Source organism: Pseudomonas sp. NDM, from assembly GCF_003105095.1.
GTDB lineage: Bacteria > Pseudomonadota > Gammaproteobacteria > Pseudomonadales > Pseudomonadaceae > Aquipseudomonas > Aquipseudomonas moraviensis_A.
In genome coordinates, this window is the sequence record NZ_QETJ01000138.1 from 1 (window position 1) to 13492 (window position 13492).

At 62.0% G+C, this 13492-nt stretch carries 12 protein-coding genes and 1 pseudogene; 3 read left to right on the forward strand and 10 right to left on the reverse strand.

Annotated elements, in window-relative coordinates:
* Positions 1-43: 43 nt before the first annotated feature.
* On the reverse strand, positions 44-625 hold the full coding sequence (locus DCO47_RS21190; protein ID WP_083353803.1) for a mechanosensitive ion channel family protein: 582 nt from the start codon (positions 623-625) through the stop codon (positions 44-46).
* Positions 625-2535, reverse strand: coding sequence for an ATP-binding cassette domain-containing protein (locus DCO47_RS21195; protein WP_116658859.1), 1911 nt, complete (start codon positions 2533-2535; stop codon positions 625-627). The genes DCO47_RS21190 and DCO47_RS21195 overlap by 1 nt, the downstream gene beginning before the upstream one ends.
* 50 nt (positions 2536-2585) lie before the next feature.
* Here DCO47_RS21195 and DCO47_RS21200 point away from each other — a divergent pair, with 50 nt between their 5' ends.
* Positions 2586-3047 (forward strand): TIGR02444 family protein, encoded by a 462-nt coding sequence (locus DCO47_RS21200; protein ID WP_116658860.1) that lies wholly within the window; start codon positions 2586-2588, stop codon positions 3045-3047.
* On the opposite strand, the gene DCO47_RS21205 is transcribed toward DCO47_RS21200, so the two are convergent.
* Entirely contained in the window at positions 3044-4225 is a 1182-nt protein-coding gene (locus tag DCO47_RS21205) for an AlgP family protein (protein ID WP_116658861.1), read from the reverse strand. The genes DCO47_RS21200 and DCO47_RS21205 overlap by 4 nt on opposite strands.
* Positions 4226-4417: 192 nt before the next feature.
* On the opposite strand from DCO47_RS21205, the gene DCO47_RS21210 reads away from it, so the two are divergent.
* Entirely contained in the window at positions 4418-5083 is a 666-nt protein-coding gene (locus DCO47_RS21210; RefSeq protein ID WP_083353806.1) for an FKBP-type peptidyl-prolyl cis-trans isomerase, read from the forward strand.
* Between the two features lie 57 nt (positions 5084-5140).
* Here the strand turns inward: DCO47_RS21210 and DCO47_RS21215 are convergent, their stop codons facing one another.
* The 7 genes and pseudogenes from DCO47_RS21215 to DCO47_RS21240 all read right to left on the reverse strand — a co-directional run bounded on the left by DCO47_RS21215 (position 5141) and on the right by DCO47_RS21240 (position 11534).
* Positions 5141-5599 carry an Rsd/AlgQ family anti-sigma factor gene (locus DCO47_RS21215; RefSeq protein ID WP_039757408.1) on the reverse strand — a complete coding sequence of 153 codons (459 nt, stop codon included), beginning with the start codon at positions 5597-5599 and terminating at the stop codon, positions 5141-5143.
* Between the two features lie 182 nt (positions 5600-5781).
* The gene (locus tag DCO47_RS21220; protein ID WP_064364664.1) at positions 5782-6333 is read right to left on the reverse strand and encodes a disulfide bond formation protein B; all 552 of its coding nucleotides are present in this window, start codon (positions 6331-6333) and stop codon (positions 5782-5784) included.
* 217 nt (positions 6334-6550) lie between these two features.
* Positions 6551-7789: a heme biosynthesis protein HemY gene (locus DCO47_RS21225; protein WP_116658862.1), complete on the reverse strand. Its 1239-nt coding sequence runs from the start codon at positions 7787-7789 to the stop codon at positions 6551-6553.
* Entirely contained in the window at positions 7786-8928 is a 1143-nt protein-coding gene (locus DCO47_RS27365; protein WP_064364762.1) for a uroporphyrinogen-III C-methyltransferase, read from the reverse strand. The genes DCO47_RS21225 and DCO47_RS27365 overlap by 4 nt, the downstream gene beginning before the upstream one ends.
* A 36-nt stretch (positions 8929-8964) precedes the next feature.
* Positions 8965-9711, reverse strand: a pseudogene (locus DCO47_RS27370) (uroporphyrinogen-III synthase); the annotation flags it as partial.
* Positions 9708-10649, reverse strand: a complete 942-nt coding sequence (gene hemC / locus DCO47_RS21235; RefSeq protein ID WP_042607106.1) for a hydroxymethylbilane synthase — start codon at positions 10647-10649, stop codon at positions 9708-9710. The pseudogene DCO47_RS27370 and the gene hemC, both read right to left, overlap by 4 nt.
* 138 nt (positions 10650-10787) lie before the next feature.
* On the reverse strand, positions 10788-11534 hold the full coding sequence (locus DCO47_RS21240) for a LytTR family DNA-binding domain-containing protein (RefSeq protein ID WP_042607107.1): 747 nt from the start codon (positions 11532-11534) through the stop codon (positions 10788-10790).
* Positions 11535-12003: 469 nt separating this feature from the next.
* Between DCO47_RS21240 and argH the strand changes: the two genes are divergently transcribed.
* Complete coding sequence (gene argH, locus DCO47_RS21250) at positions 12004-13398, forward strand: argininosuccinate lyase (protein WP_042607108.1); 1395 nt, start codon at positions 12004-12006, stop codon at positions 13396-13398.
* The last annotated feature ends 94 nt before the right edge of the window (positions 13399-13492 follow it).

Genomic DNA, 13492 nt, shown 5'->3' on the forward strand with positions numbered 1-13492 from the left:
AGCGAGCCTGCTCGCGAAGGCGTCCGAACCGACGACGTGAAAGCTACTTCTCGAACCCGCTCGACGGAAACACATCGGTCCCGCGCCAACGCCGCACCGAACGCTGGAAGAACAGGCTGTTGGGCACCTGCACCATGGCGCTGCCGGTGCCCAACTCTTCGGCTTCGACCAGCGTGGTGTAGAGCAGATTGATCGCGATCACCCGACCTTTGACGCCAGGCTTGTCGGTGGTGTCCACCAGCTCGACTACGTCGCCGAGGCGGAACGGCCCGACGGTGAAGATGAGAATCGCGCACAGCAGGTTCGACAGCACGCTCCACATGGCGAAGAACGCCACCGCCGCCACCGCGACAAAACCCGATAGCGCCGTCCACAACACCGTGGCGGAGACGCCAAGGCGCTCGAGCACGAAGAGCAGCGCGCTGCCCATGATCAGCCAGCGCAACACGCCGCGCAGTGGCATCAGCAATTGCGGCGGGAACGGATAGCGCTCACCCAGTCGAGTCAGGCCTTTGGCGACGAAACGCTGGGTCAGGTAACCCGCCAGCAGAATCAGCAGAATCTGCGCGGTGAACCAGATCGGCTCGACCCATACCGCCGAGAACGGCAGTTTGAAGGCTTCCATCAGGACAACGCCTCCAGCTCCGCCTGCATGCTTTCCAGGGTTTCCAGCGCTTCCATCCAGGCCTCTTCCAGCTCGGCTTCACGAACCTTCAGTTTCGCCTGCTCGGCCAGCAGGTCGCGCAATTCGTTCTTGCGCGCCGGCTCGTAGATGTCGCTGTCACCGAGGCTGGCATCAACCTTGGCGAGTTTTTCGTGAAGCTTGCCCAGTTCAGCTTCAAGCTTGTCGGCCTCGCGCTTGTGCGGCGCCAGTTGCTGACGCAACGCTGCCGCTGCCTGACGCTGAGCTTTCTTGTCAGTCTTGTCCGGATTGACCGGCGTGTTGCTGCCCGGCGCATTGCGCTGGCGGTATTCCACCAGCCAGCGCGCGTAGTCTTCGAGGTCGCCATCGAACTCTTCGACCTTGCCGTCGGCGACCAGATAGAAGTTATCGGTGGTGCTCTTGAGCAAGTGCCGATCGTGAGACACCACCAGCACCGCACCGCTGAATTCCTGCAGGGCCATGGTCAGCGCCAGGCGCATTTCCAGGTCGAGGTGGTTGGTCGGTTCGTCGAGCAGCAGCAGGTTCGGCCGTTCCCAGGCGATCAAGGCGAGGGCCAGACGCGCCTTCTCGCCACCGGAGAAATTCAGCACCGGCTCATCGATGCGCGCCCCCCGGAAGTCGAAGCCGCCGAGGAAGTCACGCAAAGTCTGCTCGCGCTCACCCGGCGCCAAACGCTGCAAGTGCAGCAACGGGCTGGCCTTGGAATCCAGCGAGTCGAGCTGATGCTGGGCGAAGTAGCCGACCACGGTGTTCTCGCCACGGGTCAGGCGTCCGGCCAGCGGTTCGAGCTCGCCGGCGAGGTTCTTGATCAGCGTCGATTTGCCCGCGCCGTTCGGCCCGAGCAGACCGATCCGCGCACCTGGGGTGAGTTGCAGCTTGACCTTCTCGAGGATGGTCTTGTCGCCATAACCCAGGCGTGCATCGGACAGATCGATGAGCGGGCTGGAGATCTTCGTCGACTCGCGGAAGACGAAGTCGAACGGCGAATCGACGTGGGCCGCCGACAATTCTTCCATGCGCTCCAGCGCCTTGATCCGGCTCTGCGCCTGACGGGCCTTGGTCGCTTGCGCCTTGAAGCGAGCGATGTAGCTTTCCATGTGCGCACGCTGCGCCTGCTGCTTCTCGTAGGCCTGTTGCTGCTGGGCCAGACGCTCGGCACGGGCGCGCTCGAACGCGGTGTAGCCGCCACGGTAGAGGGTCAGTTTGCGCTGATCGACATGCGCGACGTGATCGACCACCTCATCGAGGAAATCGCGGTCGTGGGAAATCAGCAGCAAGGTGCCCGGATAACTCTTCAGCCACTCTTCCAGCCAGATGATCGCATCGAGGTCCAAGTGGTTGGTCGGTTCGTCGAGCAGCAGCAGATCCGATGGGCACATCAGCGCCTGCGCCAGATTCAGACGCATCCGCCAGCCACCGGAGAAATCGCCTACCTGGCGGTCCATCTGCTCGTTGGTGAAGCCAAGACCAGCGAGCAGCTTGCGCGCCCGCGCATCGGCGGTGTAACCGTCGGCACTGTCGAGTTCGGCATGCAGGCGCGCCAGCGCGGTGCCGTCGTGCGCCTCCTCGGCGGCGGCAAGCTCGCGCTGCACCTCGCGCAGACGCAGGTCGCCATCGAGCACATAATCGACCGCAAGGCGCTCGAGGGTGTCGACCTCCTGACGCATGTGCGCGATGCGCCAGTCGGCCGGCAGCAGGCAGTCGCCCGAATCCGGGTGCAACTCGCCGCGCAGCAAGGCGAACAGGCTGGATTTGCCGGCACCGTTGGCGCCGATGAGGCCGGCTTTGTGGCCGGCGTGCAGGGTCAGCTCGGCGTCTTCTAGCAGACGTTGCGGGCCACGCTGTAAAGTCAGGTTCTGAAGTCGGATCATAATGGCGGCGGAGTCTACCAGCTTCGCTCACAACTGGCGCGAGTAGCACGATGTCCTCTGACCTGTGGAGCTTTGCCCTTGATGTCTACGCCCGCCCCGGCGTGGAAGATGCCTGCCTGCGACTGCAAACGGCGGGCGCCAATGTTTGCCTGTTGCTGTGCGGTTTTTGGCTGGAGCAGCGTGCAGTGGCCTGCGATGAACCGCGCGTGGATTTGCTCAAGGCCCTGACTGCGCCTTGGGATATCGAAGTGGTGCAGCCGCTGCGAACCCTGCGCATGCAATGGAAAGCGCGGGCCGTCGATGATGCGGTGGTAAAAGGCATGCGCGAGCAGATCAAATCACTCGAGCTGGAAGCTGAACGAACCTTGCTGTCGCGGCTTGAAGGTGTGGCGCAGGAATGGACGCGCAACGAGGGAGGTTCGGTGACCTGGCTTGAAGGTTTGGCCGGCACTGCCGCCAGCCTGGACCGCGACGCGCTGCAAGTGCTGCGCGTCGCGGCAACCGGCACTTAGGAAGCGCTGGTTGGCGTGCTGCTGGCGTTCGACGAAGCGGCTGGCGCTGGCGCAGTCGAAGGGGTCGAGTGAGCAGCGGACGACGGTGCCGACGCGGCAGGAGCAGCCGGGGTAGCGGCAGTGGCAGGCTTGGCCGCTGGAGCGGTGGCCGGTTTGGTCGCGGCTGGCTTGGCAGCTGCAGGCTTTTTCACCGCTGGTTTTGCGGCTGGCTTGGCGGCCGGTTTTGCAGCAGCGGTCGCAGGCTTGGCAGCAGCGGGTTTCGCAGCAGGCTTGGCGGCCGGTTTCGCAGCGGTTTTTGCCGCAGGTTTTGCTGCGGATGTTGCGGCAGGTTTGGCAGCCGGTTTTACCGCCACTTTCGCAGCAGGTTTGGCGGTAGCCGGTTTGACTGCAGTCTTGGCGGCAGGCTTCGCAGCGGCGGTTTTGGCAGCAGGCTTGGCTGCCGGTTTCGCCGTAGGTTTGGCGGCTGCGGTTTTCGTCGGTGCAGCTTTGCTCGCGGCCGATTTCGCAGCGGCTTTGGCAGGGGTGGCTTTCACTGCTGGCTTGGCGGCAGCAGGTTTGGCTGCGGTGGTTTTAGCCGCCGGTTTTGCCGCGCTCGCCGCCGGCTTCTTCGCTGCAGTTTTCGCCGCTGGTTTGGCAGCCGCTTTCACTGGCGCCTTGGCCGCTGGTTTGGCGGCGGTTTTCGCAACAGCAGGTTTCGCCGCAGCGGTCTTCGCCGGGGCTTTGCTTACAGCAGGTTTGGCAGCGACCTTCTTCGCTGGAGCGGCTGCCGGTTTGGCCGAGCGCGACGACAATACTTTGCCCACTGCTTCTTGAACACGGCCAACACCCTGGGCCAGTTTCAGGCTTTCCTGAGCATCACGCTTGAGTTGCAGAATGTAGCTGCGGGTCTCGGACTGACGATCTTTCAGTGCGTCGAGCAGCTCTTCAAGTTCTTTCACCGAAGCCTTGGCTTTGTTCTGCGCCTTGGCTTTGCCAGCGGTGGCGGCGTCTTGCAGTTTGGTGCGCGATTTGTGCAGTTTTTCCTGCGCCTTGCCACGCTGTTTTTCCAGCTTGGCGAGCAGTTTTTCAGCATCAGCCAAGGCTTGCGAGCAAGCGTTTTCCAAATGCTCGAGCAGGCTGCCCGACAACTGTTGGAGTAGGTGCAACGGAGTATTTACAGGCTTCTTGGTGGCCGACATGGTTTACCTCCTGGCTGACGTGAGTGCGGCTCATACTAGACCTCTGCTGATACCGCCGCTAGGGCATGTTGACAGTATCTCTGCCGTTGCGTTGCACCGACGCCGAAATGTTCTGCACCGAGGAAAAAGCAGTTCACCGATGCAGGCGTTCGCACTGGCATAATCCCCCGCATCTCAGGTCGGAGAGTGCCCATGTCGCGCTACATTATTTTGTCCCTCTGCGTGTTTTTTTCGGCGGCGTATGCTGATGAAAAAACTACCGCGAACGATGCTCATGACCTGGCTTACAGCCTCGGTGCCAGCCTCGGAGAACGGCTGCGCCAGGAGGTGCCGCAGTTGCAGGTCCAGGCGCTGATCGAAGGTCTGCAACAGGCTTATCAGGGCAAGCCACTGGCATTGAGTGAAGCGCGCATCGAACAGATTCTCGCCGATCACGAATCGCGCAATGCCGAGCAGGCCTCACGCCAATCGAGCGACGCCGCGATGGAAAACGAGCAACGTTTTCTCAGCGCAGAAAAAGCCAAGCCGGGGGTGAAGGAACTGGCCGATGGCATCCTCCTGACCGAGCTCGTTGCGGGCAGTGGCGCCAAGGCCGGCCCCGACGGAAAAGTGCAGGTGCTGTATGTCGGCAAGCTGCCGGATGGCACCGTGTTCGATCAGAACACCCAGCCGCAGTGGTTCAACCTCGACAGCGTGATCGCCGGTTGGCGCACCGCCTTGCAGAACATGCCGGTGGGTGCGAAGTGGCGGCTGGTGATTCCATCGGATCAGGCCTATGGCGCCGACGGTGCCGGCGACCTGATCGCGCCCTTCACGCCGCTGGTATTTGAAGTGGAACTGCGTGGCGCGACGAGCTGATCGGGCATAAAAAAACGGTGCGCTTTCGGGCGCACCGTTTTTCATGAAGGTCGTGGATCAGGCCTGAACCGGATCTTCTGCCTTGTGTGCCGTGTGCAGCACTTCGATCAGGCAGTCTTCAAGTTCGAAGCGTTCGTGCAGCAACCCCCCGAGCTCCTTGAATTTCTCTGCAACGCATTTGCCTTCATCGCACAGGTCGTTGAACGCGAGCAGCTTCTCGGTAATGACGTCGATGCGCGGGTAGATCGTTTCGGCGAGTTCCAGACCGCGCTTGTCGTTGAACGCCTTGGCTTCGCCAGTCAGCTGTTCATAGATTTCGAAGTGCCCCGCCGATACGTAATCGACCAGCACGCCGCAAAATTCCAGCAAAGGCTTGCGGCTTTCGGACAGCGAATCAGGCTGCGCACCGAGTTTGTCGTAGGCGCCGATCAGCTCTTCACGCTCCTGCAACCAGCGGTCGATCAGCAGATGAACCCCACCCCAACGTTCCTGAGCATTCTGACAACTTTCGAGCATGGCGATCTCTCTTCCCTTGTGGGTCATGCTGCTCTACACCCGCGCCCCTGTTCTGATTTGACTGGGTGGACGATCGGGCAGAGCGTCATCGAGCAACATAAATCCAATGACACGTGCCGGCCAGATTATGCCCGCACGCCTATGGCTTCAAGGTACGCAGGAGATAAAGTTCATACAAGTGTTTAATCCCTGACCAGCGAGTGATGCGACGCTTCGTCGCTGACCGGTCGCTGCAGAGCGCTCCAGATCAGACGCAGCAACTGATAAACCGCAAGAATCGAGACACCGACAAAAAACAGCAGACTCCATTCCGGGATGCTCAGATCGAACAGCGTCCATGAGATTTCCGCGCAATCGGCGCCACCGTTGAACATCCGTTGCAAAGCACATATCCACGGCAAGCCGCTGAAAAGCGATTCCACGGTGGGCGAGCATTTGACCAGTTGCAGCATGGAGTCACTCTGGATCAACACCTGCCGCCAGGCAGCGGTGGTTCCGCCCAGACTCGCGCCCAGCGCAAACAGCCAGTACCACCACATGCCCACACGCCGCGGACCGTGCACCGCCGCCACGCCGCTGACAATGCACAGCAGAGTGAGGAACAGCCGCTGCACCAGGCACAAGGTGCAAGGCGTCAGGCCGACCACGTATTCGAGATAATAGGAAGCTCCCAGAGCAAAGGCCCCCGCAATGAAAGCCATGAAGAACAAGGAGCGTGAGCAGGCCAACGACATGGCTTTTCCGTAACAGTAGAGACAGACGGTTACGGTAGAGGAAAGCGTGTCAGCCTTTCAAGGCGAGGGCCTGCCGACAGTTCACCAGAGGTGTAGGGAAAACCCGACAGGGCCGGAGGGAAACGGTGAACCACTCTGTAGGACTTTGCCTCTGGCACCTGAAGAAGTGGAATTTTCACTCATTGAAAGTTCGCGAGGGAGCCAGCTCCCCCGCCTTTCAGACCTTCGCTGCAACCGGCAAAGGCGCCGCCAGCAGCCGCTCATCGAGCAGCCCCAGACCTTCCTGGAACAACTGATTGCTGCGTTCGGTATCGCCGAGCTGTGCAAGCAGACGCGCCAACTCCGCACAGGTTTCTGGATTGCGCTGCACACGCAGACTGCTTTCCAGATAATCACGGGCCTTGCCCCACAGACTGGTTTGCAGACACAGACGCCCGAGGGTCAACAGCAGGCTTGGGTCGGCCGGATGCTCCTTGAGCCAGCCTTCGGCAGTCTGCAACTGACGCGCAGGATCACTGCCACGAACCAGGCCATACAGACGCGCCAGATGGCTGTCGTATTTGCGCTTGAGCGCGGCGCGCAGCACTTCTTCGGCCTCGACCTGAGCGCCAAGCTGGCGCAGTTGCTCAGCATAGGCGAGCACCAGCGGCGCTTCCTGACGCTGCGCCGAAGTCAGCTGCTCCCACGCACGCTTGAGCGATTGCAGACCGACCGTGCCGTCTTCTTCGCGATGCGCGGCCAAGGACAGGTTTTCACCCCAGGCGCGGCGCTCGAGTTCAGCCAGTTCGGCTGGCGGCAGCACTTTGTCTTTGCGCAACTCTGGCAGCAGACGAATCACCGCCGACCATTCGCCACGCTGTTGATGCAGACGCTGCAATTGACGCAACGTTTGCGCGCTGCGCGGATGCCGTTCGTGCATCGCCTGCAAGGTCACCAGTGCACCGTCGGTGTCGCCGCGATCGGTCTGCAGTTGGGCATGACTCAAGGCAATCGCCAACTCGGCTTGCGGCTGACGTTCCAGCGCACGCTCGAGCAAACGGTCGCTTTCATCGTACTGACCCTGTTCGTTCGCCGCACGTGCGGCGCCGAGGTAGTAAAGCAGTGGCTGGCGCTCGGCTTCCGCAGCGCGGGTCAAATGCCGTTGCGCACTGGCCCAGCGACCTTCAGCCAGATCCAGTTGCCCGTGTTCGATCGCCACTTGCACGCGACGGCTGCGATTGCGCCGCGACCACGGATTGACCACGCCGGTGGAGGTCATCACCAGTTCGACCAATACCTTGATGCCCCAGAACAGCAGCCACAGCACCGCGATTACTGCCAGTGTTGCCCACAGGCTCGATTCATAGCGGAAGCTCTTGTACGCCACCAGCACGTAACCGGAATGCTCGGCGATCGCCAGGCCCAGCGCTGCTGTCGCAGCGATGACCAGAAACACGATTACATAGAGGCGCTTCATGGGGTCGCCTCCTGCGCCGGGTTGGCGGCAGGCTTGGCGAACGGTTTCACCGATTCTTCGGCATTGACGTTACGCCGCTCGAGATACCCCTGCACCGCACTCAAGGTACCGGTCAGATCCGGGGTTTTGACCGTGACCGGTTCCTTGCTCAGCTCGCCGACCTGTTCCAGCATGGTTTTGCTTTGCGGGTTGTCCGGGTTGAAATTGCCCTTGAGCACATCGCGCGCCTCGGCCAGCGCCTGGGTATAAACCGCCGCCTGACCGTTGAGCGCCGCCCACTGCGCCTGCTCCAGCGCCAGGCTCAGGGCCAGGCGCACCTGGCTCAGGCTTTGCCCGGCGAGCAGCGGTTTGACGTTCTTGTCAGCGTTGAAATCGATGCGGATATAGCGCGACACCTTGTCCCACCACTGCGCCCAGCGACTGGCGCCATCGCCGTCGGCGGTCAGGCCCAGCAGCGACTCGCCGCGATCCTTGTATTCAGGCGCCAGCTCGGTCAGCTCGATGACCTGATCGCGCAACGCGCCCAGGCGCAGGAACAGTCCGGTACGATCCGGCTGTTCGGTGCTGCGCAGGGCGACCAGGGTTTTCGCCACTTGCTCGCGCGCGGCGAAGGAGCCCGGGTCGTTCTGTTCACGGAGGATTTCGTCGGCGCCCTGCACCAGTGCCTGCGCGCTGCTGATGTCCTGCAATGCCGACAGGCGCAGGCTGGCCAGACGCAGCAAGTGCTCGGCCTCGGCCAGACGCCAGTCCTTGCGGCTGGCGCCGAGGACGGTTTCCAGACGTTGATTGAGGCGCTGCTGATCGCCCTGCAATTGCGTGACCAGACGCTGACGCTCGGCGAGCTCGTCGGCACCGGGCAACTGCGCCAGGCGCTCGGTCAGACGTTGTTCGTTGAGCTTCAGACTCTGCGCCTGATCGTTCAACGCCTGCACCTGACTCGACTGCTGCTGCGTGTTGTTCTGCAGGTGGCGCACCTGCCAGACACCCCAGCCACCGATGGCGACACCGGCGGCGCCGAGGAGCAGGGCAACAATCGCCAGTCCATTGCCTCGGCGCGGCTCTTTGGCCGGTGGTGGAGTTTCAACCTGGGCATCAAGCGCAGGCTGGACGTCATCTTTTGGCAAGGCTGTTTCGCTCACGTATCCATCCTTTGCATTAGAAAACGGCACGGGAGATTCCCGTAACGCCGTCAGCAAAGCCGCGGCACTCGCGCCGCGGCAATCCACAACTGTTTGAGCCCCGGCGGCACGTGCCAGCTCGGCGACCCTCGGGCTTGGTACAAACAACGGCAACTGCGCGATCTGCGGCCAGGCATCGCCGGCCATCTGCCGCAGGTGCTCGAAACCCTGTCCACTGCTGACCACCAGCCCGTTCAAGCGTTCCGCTTCGATCCGCCGCGGCAGCTCGTCTGGCGGGTAGGCTGGCAGGTCGCGGCGATACAACTCCAGATACTCGACACTAGCACCAAGCGCACGCAGGCGCTCGGCGAGCAGCTCCCGACCACCCTCGCCGCGCAGGATCATCACCTGCGCGCCGGACTCGCTCACCGCCTCGCGCAAGCGCGGCAATTGCAGCAAGGCTTCACTGTCATCGCCATCCGCCGGGAAGCTCACATCGAGACCGTGCTCGCGCAGAATCTCTGCGGTCGCTGCGCCGACACTGAACCATGGCATGCTCAATGGTGCCGCGCCTGCGTTCTTGAGCAGATCAACCGCGATCCGCGCCGCCGGTTTGCTGACCACGATCACTGCGCCGCAGGCCGACAATCGCCTGATCGCCTGACGAATACTGTCAGAGACCGGCAGCGGGACAATGTCCAAAAGCGGCAGGCAATTGCTGAAAATCCCGTGCCCGGCCAACTGTTCGGCGAGCGCCGCGCAGTCGTCCGCAGGGCGCGTCAGCAGCAGGCGCCAGGCCGTCACTCGTGACCCGCCTCGCCGTATACCGCTTTGAGAATGTCGTCAGCGCCCTGTTTGAGCAGGTCTTCGGCGACCTGCACGCCCAGGGTTTCGGCATCAGCGCGTGGCGCGCGCGCTTCAGCACTGAGTAGCTTGCCGCCGCTTGGCTCACCAACCAGACCGCGCAGCCACAACTGCTCGCCTTCGAGCACGGCGTAGCAGGCGATCGGCACCTGGCAGCCACCGTTGAGATGTTTGTTCAAGGCACGTTCGGCGTTCACCCGCGCAGCGGTATCGGCGTGATGCAAAGGCGCGAGCAAGGCGTGGATTTCGTTATCGGCGCTGCGGCATTCGATGCCGACCGCGCCCTGGCCACCGGCCGGGAGACTGTCATCGACACTGATCGCCGAGGTGATGCGATCCTCGAAACCGAGGCGGATCAGGCCAGCCGCTGCGAGGATGATCGCGTCGTACTCGCCGGCGTCCAGCTTGGCCAGACGGGTGTTGACGTTGCCGCGCAGAAAACGGATCTGCAGATCCGGGCGACGCGCCAGCAATTGGGTCTGGCGACGCAGGCTCGATGTGCCGACAACGGCACCGGTCGGCAGCGCTTCAAGACTTGCGTAGGTGTTGGAGACGAATGCATCGCGCGGGTCTTCACGTTCGCAGATGCAGAACAGGCCCAGGCCTTGCGGGAAGTCCATCGGCACGTCTTTCATCGAATGCACGGCGATGTCGGCGTGGTTTTCCAGCAGCGCGGTTTCCAGTTCCTTGACGAACAGACCCTTGCCGCCGATCTTCGACAGTGGCGAGTCGAGCAGCTTGTCGCCGCGACTGACCATGGGCACCAGCGTCACCAGCAAGCCCGGGTGGGCCGCTTCAAGACGGGCTTTGACGTATTCGGCCTGCCAGAGGGCCAGCGCACTTTTACGGGTGGCGATGCGGATTTCGCGAGGGGACATGGAGCAATCCGTACTGAATAGATACGGCGGATAATAACAGCTCAGTCAATTCCACTTTGACCTGAATCAGAAAACGGCGTGGCCTCCCTGGCCTGCCATGCCGGGTAGAAGAAGTCGAAAGGCCCGGTGACGACCGGGTCAAAGCCCCTGCATCATCTTGCGCACGCCAGCGACATGCCGACGGCTGACAATCAGCGCATCGCCATTGAGGCCTTTGAGGAACAACTGGAAATGTCCCAGTGGTGTGCGCTGCAATCGCTCGATGCGGTCGCGGGCGACCAGCGCATTGCGGTGGATACGCACGAAGCGTTCGCCGAATTCGTCTTCGAGGGCTTTGAGGGGTTCGTCGAGCAGCACCTCGCCGGCTTCGTGACGCAGGGTCACGTATTTGTGGTCGGCGATGAAGTAGACCACCTGATCCAGCGGAATCAGCTCGATGCCTTTGCGGGTGCGCGCGCTGATGTGGCTGCGTGGACCGCTGCCACTTTCGGCAGCGGGACGGGTCAGGGCCGAGAGTTGCGCCCGGTTGGGACGTTCAGCCCGCTTCAGGGCTTCATTCAAGTGTTCGGTTCGCACAGGTTTCACCACATAGCCCACGGCGCTGGCCTGCAGGGCTTCCACGGCAAATTCATCGGGACTGGTGCAAAACACCACGGCCGGCGGCGTCTCTCGTTCGCACAGTCGGGCAGCAACCTGCAGGCCGTCGAGGCCCGGCATGCGGATATCGAGCAGCACGATATCCGGCTTGTGGCTGTCGATCAGCGCTAACGCCTCCTCGCCATTCGTGGCACTGGGCTCCAGGACTGTGTAACCCTCGAGTTCGCTCACCATACGGCTTAGGCGCTCGCGAGCCAGGGGTTCGTCATCAACGATCAGGACATTCATATTGCGCTGGATTCCTGCGTGAGTCTCGCACAAGGATAGCGTAGACAGGTGTAGTGACCTGCGTCACCGCGATCCACGCTAAGACTAGCCCGAGCGCCAAAAAGTGCCGTACGTCGGCCAGCAATATTTGCCAGCGTCCGGGTCGTACCGCTCAGAGCCCACTGTTTCCTGCGTTTCTCGCGGTGGTTGACTGGTGGACAACTCACCCGCCCCCTCTTCTTATAGTCGGTGGCCAGACCTTTGCATGATCTGCGTATGTACCGACCCTTATGTCCACTGTAGACGTTCGTCGGAACGATATTGCTCAATCAAAAAATATCCTTTTGTAAATTCCTTGCAGACAGCGCTCGCCACGCCTGACACCTGAGGAAAAAAACCTGTCGACCGGTGCCAGCGACAGGATTGGCAACCCTGTTATCATCCGCGCCAGCGTTTCACGCCATTTCTTCAAGCCGATACGAGCGAATTCATGAGCACTGACAAGACCAATCAGTCCTGGGGCGGCCGCTTCAGTGAACCCGTCGACGCCTTCGTCGCCCGCTTCACCGCCTCCGTCACTTTCGACCAGCGCCTGTATCGCCACGACATCATGGGCTCGATCGCCCACGCCACCATGCTGGCCAAGGTCGGCGTGCTGAGCGATGCCGAGCGCGACAGCATCATCGATGGCTTGAACACCATCCAGGGTGAAATCGAAGCCGGCCAGTTCGACTGGCGCGTCGACCTCGAAGACGTGCACATGAACATCGAAGCACGCCTGACCGACCGCATCGGCGTCACCGGTAAAAAACTGCACACCGGGCGCAGCCGCAACGACCAGGTGGCCACCGATATCCGCCTGTGGCTGCGTGATGAAATCGACCTGATCCTCGCCGAGATCACCCGCCTGCAAAAAGGCCTGCTGGAGCAAGCCGAACGTGAAGCGGCGAGCATCATGCCCGGCTTCACCCACCTGCAAACTGCGCAGCCAGTGACCTTCGGGCACCACATGCTGGCCTGGTTCGAAATGCTCAGCCGCGACTACGAGCGCCTGGTCGACTGCCGCAAGCGCACCAACCGCATGCCGCTGGGCAGCGCCGCGCTGGCCGGTACCACCTACCCGATCGATCGCGAATACACCGCGCAGCTGCTCGGCTTCGACGCCGTCGGTGGCAACTCGCTGGATAACGTTTCCGATCGCGACTTCGCCATCGAATTCTGCTCGGCCGCGAGCATCGCGATGATGCACCTGTCGCGCTTCTCCGAAGAGCTGGTGCTGTGGACCAGCGCGCAGTTCCAGTTCATCGATCTGCCGGACCGCTTCTGCACCGGCAGCTCGATCATGCCGCAAAAGAAAAACCCCGACGTGCCAGAACTGGTGCGCGGCAAGACCGGCCGTGTGTTCGGCGCGCTGATGGGCCTGCTGACCCTGATGAAAGGCCAGCCGCTGGCGTACAACAAGGACAATCAGGAAGACAAGGAACCGCTGTTCGACGCCGCCGACACTCTGCGCGATTCGCTGCGCGCGTTTGCCGACATGATCCCGGCGATCAAGCCGAAACACGCGATCATGCGGGAAGCGGCGCTGCGCGGTTTCTCTACCGCGACCGATCTGGCGGACTACCTGGTGCGCCGTGGCCTGCCGTTCCGCGATTGCCACGAAATCGTTGGCCACGCGGTGAAATACGGCGTCGACACTGGCAAGGATCTGGCCGAGATGAGCCTGGAAGAACTGCGTCAGTTCAGCGACCAGATCGAGCAGGATGTGTTTGCCGTGCTGACCCTGGAAGGCTCGGTGAATGCTCGCGACCATATCGGCGGGACGGCGCCAGCGCAGGTGAAAGCTGCAGTGGCTCGCGGTCAGGCGTTGATCGCCAGCCGCTAAAAGCCAAAAAAGCTTCGCGAGCAGGCTCGCTCCCACAGGGATTCGGGATGTTCACAAAATTTGTGTTCACCACCGATTCAATGTGGGAGCGAGC